General features: G+C 72.1%; 15 protein-coding genes. All 15 read right to left on the bottom strand.

Going from position 1 to position 17,238, the window contains the following annotated elements; translation table 11 throughout:
* Positions 1-34: 34 nt before the first annotated feature.
* The 15 genes from ABZ635_RS18200 to rpmI all read right to left on the bottom strand — a co-directional run bounded on the left by ABZ635_RS18200 (position 35) and on the right by rpmI (position 17,099).
* A complete protein-coding gene (locus ABZ635_RS18200) occupies positions 35-568 on the bottom strand; it encodes an arginine repressor (protein WP_357766226.1) in 534 nt (177 codons plus the stop codon).
* Positions 565-1,518 carry an ornithine carbamoyltransferase gene (gene argF / locus ABZ635_RS18195; RefSeq protein WP_357766224.1) on the bottom strand — a complete coding sequence of 318 codons (954 nt, stop codon included), beginning with the start codon at positions 1,516-1,518 and terminating at the stop codon, positions 565-567. The genes ABZ635_RS18200 and argF overlap by 4 nt, the downstream gene beginning before the upstream one ends.
* A complete protein-coding gene (locus ABZ635_RS18190) occupies positions 1,515-2,723 on the bottom strand; it encodes an acetylornithine transaminase (RefSeq protein ID WP_357766222.1) in 1,209 nt (402 codons plus the stop codon). Before ABZ635_RS18190 ends, argF begins: the two co-directional genes overlap by 4 nt.
* Positions 2,720-3,670: an acetylglutamate kinase gene (argB, locus tag ABZ635_RS18185; protein WP_357766284.1), complete on the bottom strand. Its 951-nt coding sequence runs from the start codon at positions 3,668-3,670 to the stop codon at positions 2,720-2,722. Before argB ends, ABZ635_RS18190 begins: the two co-directional genes overlap by 4 nt.
* A 38-nt stretch (positions 3,671-3,708) precedes the next feature.
* Entirely contained in the window at positions 3,709-4,512 is an 804-nt protein-coding gene (locus ABZ635_RS18180; RefSeq protein ID WP_357766221.1) for a bifunctional ornithine acetyltransferase/N-acetylglutamate synthase, read from the bottom strand.
* A 15-nt stretch (positions 4,513-4,527) separates the two neighbouring features.
* Positions 4,528-5,556 carry an N-acetyl-gamma-glutamyl-phosphate reductase gene (gene argC / locus ABZ635_RS18175; RefSeq protein ID WP_357766218.1) on the bottom strand — a complete coding sequence of 343 codons (1,029 nt, stop codon included), beginning with the start codon at positions 5,554-5,556 and terminating at the stop codon, positions 4,528-4,530.
* 173 nt (positions 5,557-5,729) lie between these two features.
* The gene (locus ABZ635_RS18170) at positions 5,730-7,151 is read right to left on the bottom strand and encodes an FAD-binding oxidoreductase (protein WP_357766215.1); all 1,422 of its coding nucleotides are present in this window, start codon (positions 7,149-7,151) and stop codon (positions 5,730-5,732) included.
* A gap of 197 nt (positions 7,152-7,348) precedes the next feature.
* Positions 7,349-7,744 carry a MarR family transcriptional regulator gene (locus ABZ635_RS18165; RefSeq protein ID WP_357766281.1) on the bottom strand — a complete coding sequence of 132 codons (396 nt, stop codon included), beginning with the start codon at positions 7,742-7,744 and terminating at the stop codon, positions 7,349-7,351.
* 340 nt (positions 7,745-8,084) lie between these two features.
* Positions 8,085-9,311 carry an aminotransferase class III-fold pyridoxal phosphate-dependent enzyme gene (locus tag ABZ635_RS18160; protein ID WP_357766278.1) on the bottom strand — a complete coding sequence of 409 codons (1,227 nt, stop codon included), beginning with the start codon at positions 9,309-9,311 and terminating at the stop codon, positions 8,085-8,087.
* Between the two features lie 478 nt (positions 9,312-9,789).
* Positions 9,790-12,279, bottom strand: a complete 2,490-nt coding sequence (gene pheT, locus ABZ635_RS18155) for a phenylalanine--tRNA ligase subunit beta (RefSeq protein ID WP_357766212.1) — start codon at positions 12,277-12,279, stop codon at positions 9,790-9,792.
* A complete protein-coding gene (gene pheS, locus ABZ635_RS18150; protein WP_357766211.1) occupies positions 12,279-13,397 on the bottom strand; it encodes a phenylalanine--tRNA ligase subunit alpha in 1,119 nt (372 codons plus the stop codon). The genes pheT and pheS overlap by 1 nt, the downstream gene beginning before the upstream one ends.
* A gap of 184 nt (positions 13,398-13,581) precedes the next feature.
* Entirely contained in the window at positions 13,582-14,637 is a 1,056-nt protein-coding gene (locus ABZ635_RS18145; protein WP_357766276.1) for an ATP-binding protein, read from the bottom strand.
* An 850-nt stretch (positions 14,638-15,487) separates the two neighbouring features.
* Positions 15,488-16,336: an RNA methyltransferase gene (locus ABZ635_RS18140; protein ID WP_357766208.1), complete on the bottom strand. Its 849-nt coding sequence runs from the start codon at positions 16,334-16,336 to the stop codon at positions 15,488-15,490.
* A gap of 30 nt (positions 16,337-16,366) precedes the next feature.
* Positions 16,367-16,738, bottom strand: coding sequence for a 50S ribosomal protein L20 (gene rplT, locus ABZ635_RS18135; RefSeq protein WP_357766205.1), 372 nt, complete (start codon positions 16,736-16,738; stop codon positions 16,367-16,369).
* A 166-nt stretch (positions 16,739-16,904) separates the two neighbouring features.
* Positions 16,905-17,099, bottom strand: coding sequence for a 50S ribosomal protein L35 (rpmI, locus tag ABZ635_RS18130; protein WP_017583949.1), 195 nt, complete (start codon positions 17,097-17,099; stop codon positions 16,905-16,907).
* Between the last annotated feature and the right edge of the window lie 139 nt (positions 17,100-17,238).

Below are 17,238 nucleotides of genomic sequence, written 5' to 3'. Positions count from 1 at the left end.
GCCGTCCGGCGTCGGGTGCGACGGCCCCGGGCCGTCAGGGTCTGCGGTCGGCCAGCCGCAGCAGCGCCGCGGCCAGGTCCTCCCCGCCCTCGGGGTCGCGGGAGATCACCAGAATGGTGTCGTCCCCGGCGATGGTGCCCAGGATGGCGTGGAAGTCCGTGTGGTCGATGGCCGAGGCCAGGTACTGCGCGGCCCCGGGCGGGGTGCGCACGATGACCATGTTGGCGGAGGCCTCGGCGGAGACGAGCAGGTCCTCGGCCAGCCGGGTGAGGCGGGCCCCGGAGACCTGTTCGAGGCTGAGGGTGTCGGGGCGGGTGCGCTGGAGGCGTTCGCCGCCCTCCCCGGGCAGCACGTAGGCCAGGTGACCGTCCGCGGTACGGAGTTTGACCGCGCCCAGCTCGTCCAGGTCCCGGGAGAGGGTGGCCTGGGTGACCTGCACCCCGGCCTGGGAGAGGCGCTTGGCCAGCTCCCCCTGGGACCGGACGTCCTCACGGGTGAGGACGTCCGTGATGCGGGCGTGCCGGGCGGCCTTGGTCATCGGTGCCGGGCCGCTGAGGTCCTGGCTCATCGCGCCACGGGCCCGGAGTCGGGGTCGTCACTGCTCTCCAGCAGGAAGGTGAGCAGGGCCTTCTGGGCGTGGCGTCGGTTCTCGGCCTCGTCCCAGACCAGGCTCTGGGGGCCGTCGGCGACCTCGGCGCTGATCTCCTTGCCCCGGTACGCGGGCAGGCAGTGCAGGACGACGGCCTCGGGGTGCGCGGCCGACATGAGCGCCGCGTCCACGATGTACGGGCGGAAGGGGGCCTCGCGGTCCTCCTTCTGGTCCTCCTGGCCCATGGAGACCCAGGTGTCGGTGGCCACGACGTCGGCGCCCTCGGCCGCCCCGCGCGGGTCGGTGGTGACGGTGACCGAGCCGCCCGTGCCCTCGGCGATCTCCCGGGCCCGGTCCAGCACGGCCGGGTCCGGGTGGAACCCCTCGGGCGCGCCGATCCGCACGTGCATTCCGGCGGTGGCGCAGCCCAGCAGGTAGGAGTGGGACATGTTGTTGGCGCCGTCACCGAGGTAGGCGAGGGTGAGCCCCGACAGCGCGCCCTTGGCCTCGCGGACGGTCTGGAGGTCGGCCAGGATCTGGCAGGGGTGGAACTCGTCGGTGAGCGCGTTGACGACCGGGACGTTCATGTTCCGGGCCAGGTCCTCCACGTCGGACTGAGCGAAGGTGCGCCAGGCGACGGCCGCGACCTGGCGCTCCAGGACGCGGGCGGTGTCGGCCAGGGGCTCGCCCCGGCCCATCTGGGTGCTGCCGGAGTCCAGGACCAGCGGGCTGCCGCCGAGGTCGGCGACGCCCACGGAGAAGGACAGCCGGGTGCGGGTGGAGGGCTTGTCGAAGAGGAGTGCGACGGTGCGCGGCCCGGCCAGGGGGCGGTACGCGAACCGGTCCCGCTTCATCTCGTCGGCCAGGTCCAGGACGCGGGCCTGCTCCTGGGGCGTGAGGTCGTCGTCACGCAGGAAGTGGCGGGTCATGACTGCTGCTCCTTCGCGGCGGCGGCCTCGGCGGCGTCCAGGACGGTGGGTAGGGCCTCGATGAACACGCCGATCTGCTCGGGGGTGATCACCAGGGGCGGGGCGATGCGGATCGCGTCGGGGGCGACCGCGTTGACCAGGAAGCCGCGGACCGCGGCCTGCTCCTGGACGTGCGCGGCGTGCGGCCCGGTGAGCAGGAGCGCGCGCCACAGGCCGCTGCCGCGCTGCCCGGCCAGGAGGGGGTGGTCGATGCCCTCGATCTGTTCGGCCAGCAGGTCGCCCATCACCTTGGTGTGGGCGAGCAGGCCCTCGGACTCGATGGTGTCGATGACGGCGAGCGCGGCGGCGCAGGCCACCGGGTTTCCGCCGAAGGTGGAGCCGTGGTCGCCCTTGTGGAAGGCGTCCGCGAAACGGCCGAAGCCGACGCACGCGCCGATCGGCAGACCTCCGCCCAGTCCCTTGGCGAGGGTGAGCACGTCGGGGCGCACTCCCTCCTCCTGGTGGGCGAACCACTGGCCGGTGCGGCCGATGCCGCTCTGGATCTCGTCGAGCACGAAGGCGGCGCCGGTGCGGTCGCACAGGGCCCGGACCCCGGCGAGGTAGCCCTCGGGGGCGGGGACCACACCGGCCTCGCCCTGGGTGGGCTCGACGAACACGGCCACGCAGTGCTCGTCGACGGCCTCGGTGAGGGCGTCGATGTCCCCGTGGGGCACGAAGCGCACGTCGGTGCCGTAGGGGCCGAAGGGTTCGCGGATGGCGTCCTTGCCGGTGAGGGAGAGGGCTCCGGCGGAACGGCCGTGGAAGCCGCGCTCGGCGGCCACGAAGTAGTGGCGGCCGGTCCCCGCCGCCCGCTTGACGAGCTTGAGCGCGGCCTCGTTGGCCTCGGTTCCGGAGTTGGCGAAGAACACCTTGGCGTCACCGCCGACCAGGTCCACGAGGCGTTCGGCGAGCTGGACCTCGCGTTCGTGCACGAAGAGGTTGCTGGTGTGGGCGAGGGTGGCGGCCTGGTGGGCGACCGCCTTGACCAGGGCCGGGTGCCCGTGTCCGAGGCTGGACACGGCGATGCCCGCGATGAGGTCGAGGTACTGGCGGCCGTCGGCGTCGTAGACCTCGCAGCCGCGCCCGAGGGCCAGGGCCACCGGCGGGACGCCGTAGTTGGGCATGAGCGAGGCGGCGAAGCGCTCCCTCAGGTCGCTGCTGGTCACTGGTGGGCTCCCGGGTTCTGTTCGTGGGTGTACGTGGGGCGCCAGGGGCGCGGGTAGTGGCCGTTCCCGGAGAGGAGTTCGGCCTCCAGCTCCTCGTCGGCGACCATCGTGCCGACGCCGAGGTCGGTGAAGACCTCCAGGAGCAGGGAGTGCGGCACGCGGCCGTCGATGATGTGCGCCTGGGGCACTCCGCCCTCGACCGCCGTCAGGCAGGCCTCCATCTTGGGGAGCATGCCCGAGGAGAGGGAGGGCAGCAGGGCCCGCAGCTCGTCCACGTTGAGGCGGCGGATGAGGTCGGTGTTGGCGGGGAAGTCGGCGAACAGCCCCTCGACGTCGGTGAGCATGATCAGCTTGCTGGCGCCCAGGGCGACGGCGAGCGCGGAGGCCGCGGTGTCGGCGTTGACGTTGTAGACGCCGCCGTCGTCGGCGCGGGCGACGCTGGAGACCACGGGGATGCGGCCGTCCGCGATGAGCGCGGAGACCGCCCCGGGGTTGACCTCGCTGACCTCCCCGACCCGGCCGATGTCGACGGGCTCGCCGTCCACCTCGACGCTCTTGCGTTCGGCGTAGAGGAGGTTGGCGTCCTCGCCCGACATCCCGACCGCGAAGGGGCCGTGCTGGTTGACCAGACCGACGATCTCGCGGTTGACCTGGCCGGTGAGGACCATCCGGACGATGTCCATGGCCTCGTCGGTGGTCACCCGCAGCCCGGCGGTGAAGCTGGACTCCACGCCGGAGCGGTCCAGCATGGCGCTGATCTGCGGTCCGCCGCCGTGGACGACGACGGGGCGCAGCCCCGCGTAGTAGAGGAAGACGATCGACTCCGCGAAGCGGACCCGCAGCTCCTCGCTGACCATCGCGTTGCCGCCGTACTTGACCACGACGGTGCGGCCGTGGAAGCGGGAGAGCCAGGGCAGCGCCTCGATGAGGTGGGCCGCCTTGTCCATGGCCTGGGCCTGGTCCCGGGTGGTGGGTGTGGAGGAGTTCACGAGTGGGCCTGCCTGTCCTGGGGGGCGCCGGTTGCGGAGGTGGGGGGTGCGGGTGCGTCCGCCGCGATCTGCGCGGCGAGTTCCTCGCAGACCCGGGCGAGCAGGAGGGCGACCTCCGGCTCGTCCGCGGTGGCGGGGGCCGCGCCGCTGGCCATCAGCAGGACGGCGTCGTTGGTTCCGGTGAGCGGGGACAGCTCGGTAGCGGCGTCGGCGACCAGGCGCTGGCACTGGGCCGCGCTGAGGTCGGCGTCCGTGGTCAGGACGCACAGGGCTCCGCCCACGGAGGTGTCGGGCCCCTTGGCCATGCCGCCGACGGTGACGCCGCCGCCTCTCCGGAAGGCGAACTTGGCGACGGTGTCGTCGGTGCGGATGGCGTCGGCGGCGGAGAGCCCGCCGCCGCGTGCCGCTTCGGCGAGCGCGTTCGCCACGCCGGTGGAGAGCGCTTCGGCCGGTGGGACCGTGCCGGTGGCGCCCGCGGCGCAGAACACGATCTCGGCGGCGGAGTCGGAGAGCAGGTCGGCGGTGTGCTCGGCCCCGGCGTGGACGGCCAGGAAGTCGGCCGGGCCGGGGGCGGTGTCGGTGTCCCCGGTGGTCAGGACGACGGCGCGGACGCGCCCGCCCGAGACGACCTGCCGGGACCACAGGACGGCGGCGGCGGGTTCGGGGTGGTCGGTGAAGACGGCCCCGGCCGCGCGCGAGGGGCCGTCGTTGACGACGACGGCGGTGTCGCGGACGCGGTCCGCGCCGGTTCCCGCGGTGACTCCGGCGGCGCGGAACCCCTGGGGTGCGGTGACGCTCATGTGGGTCCCCTCCCCCTAGGGCGCGACCGCGGCGAGCGGGAGGCCGGTGGTCTCGGGCAGGCCGAGGGCGAGGTTCGTGCTCTGGACGGCGCCGCCCGCGGTGCCCTTGGTGAGGTTGTCGAGGGCGGCGACCGCGACCATGCGGCCCGCGTCGGCGTCCACGGTGACCTGCACGAGGGTGGTGTTGGCGGCGAGGGTCATGGCGGTGTTGGGCCAGGTGCCCTCGGGGAGCAGGTGGACGAAGGGTTCGTCGGCGTAGGCGGTCTCGTAGGCGGCGCGTACCCGCTCCGCGGTGACTCCCGGCTTCAGGGGCGCGGTGCAGGTGGCGAGGATGCCCCGGGGCAGGGGCGCGAGGACGGGGGTGAAGGAGAGCCGCACGGGTTCGCCGGTGACGGAGGTGAGGTTCTGGATGATCTCGGGGTTGTGCCGGTGGGCGCCGCCGACGCCGTAGGGGCTGAGGGCGCCCATGATCTCGCTGCTGACGAGATGGGGTTTGGCGGCCTTGCCCGCACCCGAGGTGCCGGTGACAGCGACGACGGTGAGGTCGGGCTCGACCAGCTGCTGTGCCAGGCCGGGGAAGAGGCCGAGGGTGGCGACGGTGACGTGGCAGCCGGGAACGGCGACGCGGCGCGCCCCGGTGAGGCGCTCGCGCTGTCCGGGGAGTTCGGGCAGGCCGTAGGGCCAGGTCCCGGCGTGGGGGGTTCCGTAGAAGCGTTCCCAGGCGGCGGCGTCGTCGAGGCGGAAGTCCGCGCCGCAGTCCACGACGAGGACGTCGTCGCCGAGCTGCTGGGCGATGTCGGCGGACTGCCCGTGGGGGAGGGCGAGGAAGACGACGTCGTGGCCGCGCAGCTCCTCGACGGTGGTGGGCGCGAGGACGCGGTCGGCCAGGGGCAGCAGGTGGGGCTGGTGCTGGATCAACGGGGTCCCAGCGTTGCCGCCCGCGGTGACGGCGCCGATCCCGATGTCGGGATGTCCCAGGAGCAGACGCAGCAGCTCGCCCCCGGCGTAGCCGCTGGCTCCGGCGATGGCCGCTGTGTATCCCATGGTGAGACCCTCTCTTCGCGCTTGGACTGAACCATCATGCATGCCAGTGTAATTTTATGCAACTGAGGGCGGAGAGGGAACGGGGCCTCGGCGGCACGGAGGACAGGGGGGAACGGAGCGGGGACGGCGGGGTGCGGGGGCGGCGGGGGCTCGGTCGGAACGCGGTGACCGGGTCAGTTGCCGGGCATACGGGTGGCCAGGTCCGCCAGGCGGGAGGTGTGCCCCTTGCCCTCGGTGCGTGACTCGCGGCGGTCGGCGGTGCGGTACAGCCCGCGCACGACCTGGGTGCCCATCCAGCGCAGCGGCTCGGGCTCCCAACCGCGCACCTCGTGCCCCACCCACGGCAGACGGGTGAGGTCGGTGGTGCGCCCCAGGACCAGGTCGCGCAGAGTGCGCCCGGCCAGGTTGCTGGTGGAGACCCCGCTGCTGGAGTAGCCGCCCGCCCAGCCCAGGCCGGACTCGGCGTCCAGGTTCACGGTCGGGGACCAGTCCCGGGGCACCCCGAGCACACCCGACCACGCGTGCTCGATCGGCGCGTCCGCGACGTCGGGGAAGAGCCCGGTCAGGGAACGCCAGAGCTCGGCGATGGCCTGCGGCGCGGTGGCGCCCTCGTTGTCCTCGGAGGCACCGAAGCGGTGCGGCGCGCCGCGCCCGCCGATGGCGATGCGGTCGTCGGCGGTGCGCTGGGCGTAGACATAGGAGTGGGCGGAGTCGCGCAGGAGCTCGCGACCCTCCCAGCCGATGCGTTCCCACAGGTCCGCGGGGATCGGCTCGGTGACGATCATGGAGGAGTACATCGGGCGCCAGCGACGCCGCTGTCCGCGCAGGGTGGAGGTGAAGCCCTCGGTGGCGCGCAGGACGTGGTCGGCGCGGACGGTGCCGTGCTCGGTGACCACGGACGGCCGCTCGGAACCGGTGCGCGGCCGGATCTCGGTGACCGGGGTGTCCTCGAACAGGTCCACGCCCATCGCTTCGACCACACGGGCCAGGCCGGTGACCAGTTTGGCGGGCTGGACACGGGCGGCGTGCGGGGAGTAGGCGGCCGCGACGGCGCCGTCCACCGCGATCGGGGGCTCGTGGTCCGGGTCCACCATGTGGATGTCGTCCGGCCAGTACCCCCAGTCCTGGAGGTAGTCGATGTGCGCCTGGAGGCGCTCGCGCTGGGCGGCGTTGCCGGCGACCAGCCGCATGCCGCCCTTGACCACGTCCGCCTCGATGCCCTCGGCCTCGGCGACGGAGACCACCTCGTCGACGGTGCTCATCAACGTGCGTTGGAGCGCGATCATGGCGGGCTTGCCGTGTGACCGAGCGTAGTCCTCCTGGGAGCCGGAGAACTCGGCGGACAACCACCCTCCGTTACGCCCGGAGGCGCCGAACCCGGCGAACTCCCGCTCGACCACACAGACACGCAGGTCGGGCTGGTCCTTCTTGAGGTAGTAGGCGGTCCACAGTCCCGTGTAACCGGCCCCGACCACGCAGACGTCGTAGTCGGCGTCGCCCGGCAGGGGGGATCTGCGCTCCGGCAGACCCTCCTCGCGGAACCAGAAGGAGACTCCGCCGTTGGCGAAGCGGGAGGATCGGGGAATGGGCCTCATCTGGGCAGCAGTGGTGAACAGCCTCATTCATTCCCCCCGGAACCTCGGTGCTCCCGACCCACCCCGCGTTGGGTCCCCGAACTCTGGCCAACCTACATGGGAACGAAGGCGCATGGGATGTTTTCAGCACATTCACGTGGATCGGGCCGACGCCGGAGTGGGGATTCGACTACGCAGAGTCCCCACCGGGGCGCGTATCAGTCGCAAGCACTGTCACGGAGCGTACGCGCGATGGTGGCGAGTTGTCGAACCCCCGCCTCCCCCAGCGGCGCGAGCACGTGCTCCCGCAGCCGTTCGACGTGCCGGACCCGGGCCGCGCCGATGAACTCCAGCCCCTGGTCGGTGAGGGTGGCGTAGACGACCCGGCGGTCGGTGGAACAGTTGTGCCGTTCCAGGTAGCCCTCTTTCTCCAGGCGGTCGGCCAGCTTGGTGAACCCGCCCGTGCTGAGACTGACCTCGCGCGCGAGGCGGCTCATCGGCAACTGGTGCCCGGGAGTGCGCTGGAGGCGGATCAACACCTCGAACCAGGGCCCCGCCATGTCCCTGCCGTCCGGGGTGATGCCGTGCAGCAGGCGAGGCTGGATCGCGTTCATCGCCTCGTGCACCAGACCCCAGGCGGTGATCAGGTCGTCGCCGCTGGGTCCGGAGCCACCGGAACCGGCGACCTCGGAGCCGTCCCGTACCGTCGCGTGCTCGTCCCGTGCCGTCATGGTCGTCCCCCGTCGAGTGGTCCGGGGGCACCCACCACACGCACCCCCGAAGAAGTATCTTCCCAGTAAATATTACTGCACGATACCAGCACTCGACAGAGGTTTCCTAGGAAAATAATCAACCCACCGGCGCGTGACGTCCACCGGTGGGTCCTGCCGTACTGCCGTACTGCTGTTGTTCCCTTTTCCGGGGGGAGCCCGGCGGGGCCGGGCTCCCCCCTCGTCAGTGCCGCGCCATGACCGCGTCCAGGGCTCCCCACAGGGTCGAGGTCAGGTGCTCGACCTGCTCCCAGGTGATCACCAGGGGCGGCGACACCAGCAGCGCCCTCGGGATCGGACGGACGATGACACCCCGCATACGGGCCTCGGCGAAGACCTCCGCCGTGGTGACCCCGCGTTCCGCGAGCGCCTCCTCGGTGAGCTCCACCGCGCCCATCACGCCCACCCCGGAGCGGACCTCGGCCACCAGCGGGTGGTCGGCCAACCCCCGCAGCGCGGAGTCCAGGTGGGTCTCCACCTCACGCGAGACCGTGAACAGGTCCTCGCGCTCCAGGATGTCGAGGTTGGCCATGGCCGCGGCGCAGGCCGACGGGTGTCCGGCGTAGGTGGTGCCGTGCAGGAACGGGTTGCCCTCCTGGTTCCAGAAGGGATCGGCCACACGACCGTTGACCATGACCCCGCCCAGCGGCAGGTACCCGCTGGAGACGCCCTTGGCGAACACGATCATGTCCGGGCTCACCCCGAACCGCTCGATCCCGAACCAGTTCCCCAGACGGGCGAACCCGCAGATCACGCTGTCGACGACGAACAGGACTCCGTACTTGCGACAGATCCGTGCCACGTCGGCGAAGTAGTCCTGCTCCGGCAGGAAGACACCGCCCGCCCCGATCACCGGCTCGGCGAAGAAGGCGGCCACCCGGTCCGCCCCGACCCTCAGGATCTCCGCCTCCAGAGCGGCGGCGGAGTCGTGCGGAACCACCGAGGTGTCCTCGATGAGCCTGCCGTAACCGGAGCGGAAGCGCTCCATGCCGATGATGCTCGTGCCGAACCCGTTGAGGCCGTGGTAGCCCCCGGTCCGGCTGATCAGGTGCTGCCGCTCCGGCTGGCCCTGTGTCGCCCAGTACGAGCGCGCCAGCTTCGCGGCGGTGTCGATCGACTCCCCTCCCCCGCAGGTGAGGATGACGCGCGGGTCGTCCATCGGGGCGTGAGCGGCCAGGCGCTCGCTCAGCTCCATCGCGGGTGCGTTGGCGAAGTCCCCGTAGACGGTGTAGGCCTCCAGGGTGCTCATCTGTCGGTGGACCGCGTCCGCGATCTCCGCCCGGCCGTGCCCGACGTTGCAGTACCAGAGACTGGCCGTGCCGTCGAGGTAGCGGTCACCGGACCGGTCCCAGAGCCACACGCCCTCGGCGCGGGCCACCACGAACTCCGGGCCCTTGGCCACGGCGTTCATGTCACAGAAGGTATGCCAGAGGCGGCTGGGCTCCCGGTATTCCTTGGGAGTGAGCGCGGACGAGACAACCGTTTCGGTCATATGGCGACCTCCGAGCCGTGACATGCGCGAGAACGCGCAGCGGAAAACGGATCTGACCCCTCCCTGGGGCGCCCAGGTCGTGGCAGGTACTCGCAGGCTAAGTTCTCAGGCCGCTCCACAGCAAGAGCCAAAACGAGCTTTCATGCCCCGAAACCCAAACTTCATTCCGGCTACCCCCGGCACCTCGCGCTAAAACCCTTACTACGCTGGAAAGACATCCTTCCAATTTTCTTGAAATCCGAACCGTGACACCGCACGTTTCACAACAGCGGTCCTGCCGGCCATGATTCCTGTTCGGCAGTGGTCCGGTTCTCTCCCCCGTGGTAACACACGAAGGCGGGGCGCGTCCTCCCCCTCAGGGAGTACCCGCCCCGCCCTCGCCGTGGCGCCGGCCGGATCAGCCGCGCAGCACCGCGCCCGTGCGCTCGGTGGCCAGGGCGACGGCGGCGTCCCGTGCGGCGCCGGCCTCCTCAGCCGTCAGCGTGCGGTCCTCGGCGCGGAACCGCAGGGCGAAGGCGACGGACCTGCGCCCCTCACCGACCTGCTCGCCCGTGTACACGTCGAACAGCCGCACGCTCTCCAACAGGGGGCCGGCCCCCTCGGCCAGCGCCTCGGTGATCCGGCCCACCGGCACCGAGGCGTCCACGACCAGGGCGACGTCCTGCGTGGCCACCGGGTAGGTCGACACCGTCGGCGCGGGAACCCCGGTGCGGGCGCGCTCGACGCCGTCGAGGTCGATCTCCATGGCGGCGGTGCGCTCCGGAAGACCGAACGCCTTGACGACCCTGGGGTGCAGTTCACCCGCGTGGCCGACGAGCACCCGCTCACCCTCCACCTCCACGAACAGGGCCGCGCAGCGACCGGGGTGCCACGGGGCACGGGCGTCGGCCTCGATCCCGAGGTCCACCCCGGCCACCCGGGCCACGTCGCGGGCGGCCTGGATCGCGTCGGCCCAGGTGGCGGCGCGCCCCTCCCCCCACCAGCCCGCACGCTCGGCGTGACCGGTCAGGACCGCGCCGACCCGGCGCGGCTGCTCGGGCAGGGCGGCGTCGACGAGAGCGAGCTCCTCGACGCTCGGCCCGCGGTCGACCGGCAGGATCGGCGCGCGGGTGGCGCCGGGGACCGGCAGGTAGACCAGACCCGACTCGAACAGGGCGACGTCGGTCATGCCCCGGCCCACGTTGCGGGCCAGCGCCTTGAAGAGCCCCGGCAGGAGGGTGGTCCGCAGCAGCGGCTCCTCCTCGTTGAGCGGGTTGGCCAGGCGCAGACCGGCACGGCGCGGGTCGTCGGCGGCCAGCTGGAGGCCGTCGAGGTCGCGCTCGGCCGTGAACGGGTACGACAGCACCTCGTTGAAGCCGGTGTCGGCCAGGACGCGGCCGACCGCGCGGCGCAGACGCTGGCTGGAGGTCAGGCCCCGCCCGGAGCCGCTGGGACGGATCGAGGGGATGTTCTCGTACCCCTCGAAGCGGATGATCTCCTCGGCGAGGTCGTTGGGGTCGGTGATGTCGGGACGCCAGGTGGGCGGTGTGACCCGCAGCAGGTCCCCGTCGGTCTCGACGTCGCAGCCGACGGCGCGCAGCCACCGCTCGCTGGTGCCCTCCGGGTAGTCCACCCCGGCCACGCTCGCGGCGTGGGAGGCCCGGACGACGATCGGCTGACGTGACACGGCGGCGTCGACGACCGTGTAGGCGGTCTCCACCGAGGCTCCTCCGAGCTCGGCGAGCAGGTTCACGGCACGGGTGGCCGCGACCAGCTGGGCGGCGGAGTCGATACCGCGCTCGAAGCGCCGCGAGGCCTCCGAGGACAGCTGGTGGCGGCGGGAGGCGCGGGCCACGCTCATGGCGTCGAAGTGCGCGGCCTCCACCAGCACGTTGGTGGACTCCGGCCCGATCTCGGTGTCGAGGCCACCCATCACTCCGGCGACCGCCTGGGCGCCGGAGTCGTCGGCGATGACGATGTCGTCAGCGTCCAGGGAGCGCTGGACGTGGTCGAGGGTCTCCAGCTTCTCCCCCGCCTCGGCCTGCCGGACACGGATCGCGCCGTTCACGCGGTCGCGGTCCCAGGCGTGCAGCGGCTGACCGAGTTCGAGCATCACGTAGTTGGTGACGTCCACGGCCAGGGAGACGGGGCGGACCCCGCTCTGGTGCAGGCGGCGCCGCATCCACAGCGGCGTGGGAGCCTGCGGGTCGAAGCCGGTGGCGCCGCGCAGCACGAGGCGGTCGCAGCGCTGCGGGTCCTCGATCGAACCGGGGTGACCGGGGCCGGAGGGCGCGGCCACGGCGGCGTCGGCGGGGTCGAGCAGGGCGACCCCGTACAGGGCGGCGACGTCGCGTGCCACGCCCCGCATGGACAACGCGTACCCGCGGTCCGGGGTGACGGCGATGTCGAGGACGTCCTCACGCAGGCCGAGCACGCCGATGGCGTCGGTACCGGTCGCTGCGAAGCCCTCCGGGAGCACGACGATTCCGTCGTGGTCCTCCCACAGGCCGAGCTCGGTGGCCGAGCAGATCATGCCCGCCGACATCTTCCCGTAGGTCTTGCGGGCACCGATGCGGAACCCGCCGGGGAGTTCGGCTCCGGGCAGGGAGACGACGACGAGGTCGCCCTCGGAGAAGTTGCGGGCGCCGCAGACGATCTCCTGCGGCTCACCGGTGCCGTTGGCCTCCCCCACGTCCACGCGGCAGTGGCGGATGGGCTTCTTGAAGCCGGTCAGCTCCTCGATCTCCAGCACGCGGCCGAAGACGATGGGGCCGGTCAGGTCGGAGCCGAGCTCGTCGACGGTCTCGACCTCCAGCCCGGCCAGGGTCAGCCGGGAGGCGAGGTCACGGGCGGAGACGTCGGCCGGAAGCTCGACGTACTCACGCAGCCAGGTCAGGGGGACGCGCATCAGTTCTCACTCCCGAAGGCCGAGGTGAAGCGGATGTCGCCCTCGACCATGTCGTGCATGTCGCGCACTCCGTGCGCGAACATCAGTGTCCGTTCGATTCCCAGGCCGAAGGCCCAGCCGCTGTACACCTGCGGGTCCACCCCGGCGGCGGTGAGCACGCGCGGGTTGACCACACCGCAGCCGCCGATCTCGATCCAGCCCTCGCTGGAGCAGGTGCGGCAGGGCCGGTCGGGGTCGCCCACCGAGGCGCCCCGGCACACGAAGCACTCGATGTCCACCTCGGCGGAGGGTTCGGTGAACGGGAAGTAGGAGGCCCGGAACCGGGTCCGCAGGCCCTCGCCGAAGACCGACTCGACGAAGGCGTCGATGGCGCCGCGCAGGTGCGCCAGGGTGATTCCCTTGTCGACGACCAGGCCCTCCAGCTGGTGGAAGACCGGGCTGTGGGTGGCGTCGAGCTCGTCCGTGCGGAAGGTCTTGCCGGGAGCGACCACGTACACCGGCAGTTCGCGTGAGAGCAGCGCGCGGATCTGGACCGGGGAGGTGTGGGTACGCATGACCAGGCCGGACTCGCCGCCGTCGGGGCCCTCGACGAAGAAGGTGTCCTGCATGCTGCGCGCCGGGTGGTCGGGCTGGAAGTTGAGGGCGTCGAAGTTGAACCACTCCGCCTCCACCTCCGGGCCCTCCGCGACCTCGAAGCCCATGCCGACGAAGACGTCGGTCATGCGCTCGGCGACGGTGGTCAGCGGGTGGCGGGCGCCCCGGGGCGTACGGTCCCAGGGCAGGGTGACGTCCACGCGCTCCTCCACCAGGACGCGCTCGTCGCGCTCGGCCTCCAGGACCGCCTGGCGGGCCTTGAGGGCCTGACCGACGTCGCGCCGGGCGCCGCCGACGCGCTTGCCCGCGTCGGCCTTGGCGGCCGGGGGGAGAGCGCCGATCTCCCGGTTGGCCAGGGCCAGCGGGGAGCGGTCCGAGGCGTGCGCGAGCCGGACCTCCTTGAGTTCGGCGAGGTCGGCGGCGGCCTCGATCGCGGCCAGCGCCTCCTCGCGCATGCGGGCGACCTCGTCGGGGTGCAGGGAGGTCACCTCGACGGGGTCGAAGGAATTGTTCGGTGCAGACATGGTTGGTTGCCTCGCCGTCACCGGTCCCCCGCGGAGCGGGGACCGGCACGGCAGTCACGGTCCGCACAGGGGCGGACGAAGCCGACAGGAAATGCACAGGCGGTGTCGGGCAGCCCGGGAAGGTCCGTCGCGGGGTCCGGGACGTGCCGCGTGCGCCCACCGGAGGGCCGAGGGGTCTGAGGGCTCAGACGAACTCGGGGGTCCCGGCGGGCACGGTAAATCGGAACTCGGCGCCGCCGTTGGGGGCGCGTCCGACGGTGATCGTGCCGCCGTGGGCCTCGACGAGACCCTTGACGATGAACAGTCCGAGGCCGGTTCCGCCACGGCGCTTCCCGCGCCAGAACTGACGGAAGACGCGCGGAACGGTCTCGGGTGCTATGCCCTGGCCCTCGTCGCGCACCGACACCGCTGCTCCTCCTTCACACGGCTCGATCACGACACTGACAGTACCAGCGCCGTGCCGCACCCCGTTTTCCACGAGGTTGCCGAGGATCTGCTCCAGCTTGTCGGCGTCCAGCCACATCTGCGGAAGCTCGCCGCGCGTCTCGACGCGGAAGCGGTCCTCGGCGTAGCCCGAGGCCACCCGGCCCGCGACCATGCGGCGCACCGTGGTGGGCAGGTCGACGACCTGGCGGCGCACCTCCAGCCGTCCGGACTCGATCCGGGAGACGTCCAGGAGGTCGTGGATGAGCCGGGTGACGCGGTCGGCGTCGGCGTTGACGGTCTCCAGCATGAACAGCTTCTGCTTGTCGGTGAGCCGTTCCCACTTGCTGAGGAGGGTGGAGGTGAAGCCCTTGACGCTGGTGAGCGGCGAGCGCAGTTCGTGCGCGACCTCCGAGACGAGGTCGGCCCGGGAGCGCTCGGCCCGCGCCGAGGCGTCCCTGAGGGTGAGGACCAGGCGGACGAGGTCACCGCCGGGGCGGGCGCGCACGTAGCGGGCGGAGACGAGGATCTCCCGGTCGTCGGGCAGGCAGAGCATGCGCTCGGGCTGTCGGGTGCGTTCGCGGTCCCCGCCGTAGGGGTCGCTGGACTCCCACCAGTTGTTGCCGTCGAGCCCGTTCAGCGGAAGGGCGAGGCGGAAGTCGCGGCCGATCGCGGAGGTCGCGGGGACCCCGGTCAGCTGCGCGGCGAGCGAGTTGAACAGGACGACCCTGCCGCCGGCGTCGGCGACGACGACCCCGTCAGGCAGGTCGTCGGCGCGCAGCGGCGGACCGTCCGCCCCGGCCGACGCGGTGTCCACGTCCCTGAGGGCCGACGCGGTGGGGCGCCGTCGCCCGGGACGCGCGTCCGGCTCCGGAGCGGCCTCCCGTCCGACGGTGGAGTCCACGGGTGGTTCGGACCCGGGTACCGGGCCCTCGGGGGGTCGCGCCGCCGCACCGTCGGAGTCCTCCGCCGGTTGGCCCACCTGTCGGCCGCTGCCCACGCCTCTCCCCGCTCCCCTCCGAAGGTCCGCGACCACAGGACTCCTGGGTCGGGATCGCTGTCCGGTCGTGTCCGCTGTCGCGCTCCCCCGGACACCACCGCAGATCTACCCTGCACTCCCACCCGATACGCCTGGTGACCCGGGATACGGCGTCACCCGGAGCCCGCGGGGCGGCGGTCCGTCCGCTTCCGGCACCGTCCGGCGGTCGGCCGGGTGTCGGTCTCGGGGCCGACCGTCGACGTGTCCGAGCCTCGCGTGCTCACACCCTGTCGTCGGACCGACCGTGTCATCGCGGACACGCACACCGCCCCACCCGTGGCACGGGTCGGATGGGGGTGGGCCAGCGGGATGCGCGTGAACCACCGTCGTACTGGCCCGACCCTATCGACACTCGAACCCCGTGCACGTGCATTTCGGGTGGTTGGGAGAACCTGTTACCGAGCGTGTACACCACCGGTCGCTCCACCCCGGGTCAGCCGCCTGATCATGACGCGGAGTGACGACCCGAGGGTGCGGACGCCACGCCGGAGGGCGCCGACGACCCGCGGCAGGGGACGGTCCCGGCCCGGCTCGGCCACCCGAGGGGAGGCCGCTGCGGTCGTGGCCGGATACGGGCTTTCGGGCCCGCCGTAGGAGGCGCGGGCCGTCCGGTCGGCCCGGGACGCGCTCAGGCGCGGCGCTGCTGGCGCGCGGTGGTGTACAGGCACACCGCCGCCGCCGTGGCCAGGTTCAGGCTCTCGGCCGCGCCGTAGATCGGGACGCTGACCGCGCCGTCGGTCAGCTGCACGATCTCCTCCGGCAGGCCCCAGGCCTCGTTGCCGAAGACCCAGCCCACGGGGCCGTCCAGGTCGCCGTCGTCGGCCAGCTGGTGCAGGTCGCGCTCACCGCCGCCGTCCGCGGCCCAGGCCCGGGCCCCGGCGCCGTGCAGGAAGTCCACCGCACGGGCCACCGGCACCCCCACCACCACGGGCAGGTGGAACAGGCTTCCGGCGGAGGCGCGCACGCACTTGCCGTTGTAGGGGTCCACCGAGGCGTCGGTGAAGATGACGACGTCGGCACCGGCCGCGTCGGCGGTGCGCAGGACCGTCCCGGCGTTGCCGGGGTCGCGCACGTGGGAGAGGACGACGGCCAGTCGCACGTCGGAGACGCTCTCCAAGGGGACGTCGACGAACTCGCAGACCGCGATGACCCCCTGCGGGGTGATGGTCTGCGCCAGTTCGGACATCACGTCGAGACTGACCCGGTGGGTGGGCACGCCCGCGGTGTGGGCGGCGTCCATCAGGTCGATGTGGCGCTGCATGGCCTCCGCCGTGGCGTAGACCTCGACGACGCCGTGGGCGGTCCCGTTGTAGGGGGACCGCCCGTCGCCGCCGTTGACGGCGGCCAGGGCCTCCCGTACGGCCTGCGGCCCCTCCGCGAGGAAGCGCCGTTCACGCTGACGGAAGGTGCGCTTGGCGAGCCGCCGAACCCCCTTGATCCTGGGTGACCGGACACTCGTGAACTCGTGGCTCGCCATCGCTACCCGTCTGCTTCTTCCGGCTGCCCGTTAGGCCGCGGCGGTGGCGGGGAGGGCCTGCTTGGCCTTCTCCACGAGCACGGCGAAGGCGGCCTCGTCGTTGACGGCCAGCTCGGCCAGCATGCGACGGTCGACCTCGATCTCGGCCAGCTTCAGACCCTGGATGAGACGGTTGTAGGTCAGGCCGTGCGCGCGGGAGGCGGCGTTGATGCGCTGAATCCACAGACGACGGAACTGCCCCTTGCGGTCCTTGCGGTCCCGGTAGGAGTAGGTCATCGAGTGGAGCATCTGCTCCTTGGCCTTGCGGTACAGGCGCGAGCGCTGCCCGCGGTAACCACTGGCCCGGTCGAGAACGACCTTGCGCTTCTTCTTGGCGTTGAGAGCCCGCTTCACGCGTGCCACAGTGACTCCCTCATTGGTTCTTCCGGCGCGCACGGCGCGCCGACCGGTCCGGCCAGGACGCACCCAGCGACCGTGTTCGCTTCAGGTGGTGGTCCCCCTGGCGCCTCAGCGCGCCGACGGGGTCGGGCGCACGGGCTGGCCGAGGAGGACGGAAGGTGCTCCGGTGCTACATGCCCAGGAGCTTCTTGATGTTCTTGGTGTCGGCCGGAGCGAGCTCGGCCTCCGTGCCCAGCTTGCGCTTGCGCTTGGAGGTCTTGTGCTCAAGGATGTGGTTCTTGTTGGCACGGCGGCGCATGATCTTGCCGGAACCGGTGACCTTGAAACGGTCCTTGGCTCCACTGTGGGACTTGTTCTTCGGCATGTCGCCGTCGTCTCCTACTCCGTCGGCGCGGTACCCGCACAGGATGCGGACACCGCGAATGTTCCGCCACTACGGCGGGGTCCCGTCGCACACCGGTGCATCACGGACTGGTCGGGCGCAGCCCACCCCACCACCCGGT

Origin of the sequence: Nocardiopsis sp. NPDC007018 (assembly GCF_040635075.1) — a bacterium.
Classification (GTDB): Bacteria; Actinomycetota; Actinomycetes; order Streptosporangiales; family Streptosporangiaceae; genus Nocardiopsis.
This window is presented reverse-complemented; position numbering and strand designations above follow the sequence as displayed.

Bases quoted from the DNA above. Each gene is read 5' to 3' on its own strand.
- ABZ635_RS18200 (WP_357766226.1), bottom strand. From the start codon at position 568: ATGAGCCAGGACCTCAGCGGCCCGGCACCGATGACCAAGGCCGCCCGG.
- argF (WP_357766224.1), bottom strand. From the start codon at position 1,518: ATGACCCGCCACTTCCTGCGTGACGACGACCTCACGCCCCAGGAGCAG.
- argB (WP_357766284.1), bottom strand. From the start codon at position 3,670: ATGGACAAGGCGGCCCACCTCATCGAGGCGCTGCCCTGGCTCTCCCGC.
- ABZ635_RS18180 (WP_357766221.1), bottom strand. From the start codon at position 4,512: ATGAGCGTCACCGCACCCCAGGGGTTCCGCGCCGCCGGAGTCACCGCG.
- argC (WP_357766218.1), bottom strand. From the start codon at position 5,556: ATGGGATACACAGCGGCCATCGCCGGAGCCAGCGGCTACGCCGGGGGC.
- ABZ635_RS18170 (WP_357766215.1), bottom strand. From the start codon at position 7,151: ATGAGGCCCATTCCCCGATCCTCCCGCTTCGCCAACGGCGGAGTCTCC.
- ABZ635_RS18165 (WP_357766281.1), bottom strand. From the start codon at position 7,744: ATGAACGCGATCCAGCCTCGCCTGCTGCACGGCATCACCCCGGACGGC.
- ABZ635_RS18160 (WP_357766278.1), bottom strand. From the start codon at position 9,311: ATGAACGCCGTGGCCAAGGGCCCGGAGTTCGTGGTGGCCCGCGCCGAG.
- pheT (WP_357766212.1), bottom strand. From the start codon at position 12,279: ATGCGCGTCCCCCTGACCTGGCTGCGTGAGTACGTCGAGCTTCCGGCC.
- pheS (WP_357766211.1), bottom strand. From the start codon at position 13,397: ATGTCTGCACCGAACAATTCCTTCGACCCCGTCGAGGTGACCTCCCTG.
- ABZ635_RS18140 (WP_357766208.1), bottom strand. From the start codon at position 16,336: ATGGCGAGCCACGAGTTCACGAGTGTCCGGTCACCCAGGATCAAGGGG.
- rpmI (WP_017583949.1), bottom strand. From the start codon at position 17,099: ATGCCGAAGAACAAGTCCCACAGTGGAGCCAAGGACCGTTTCAAGGTC.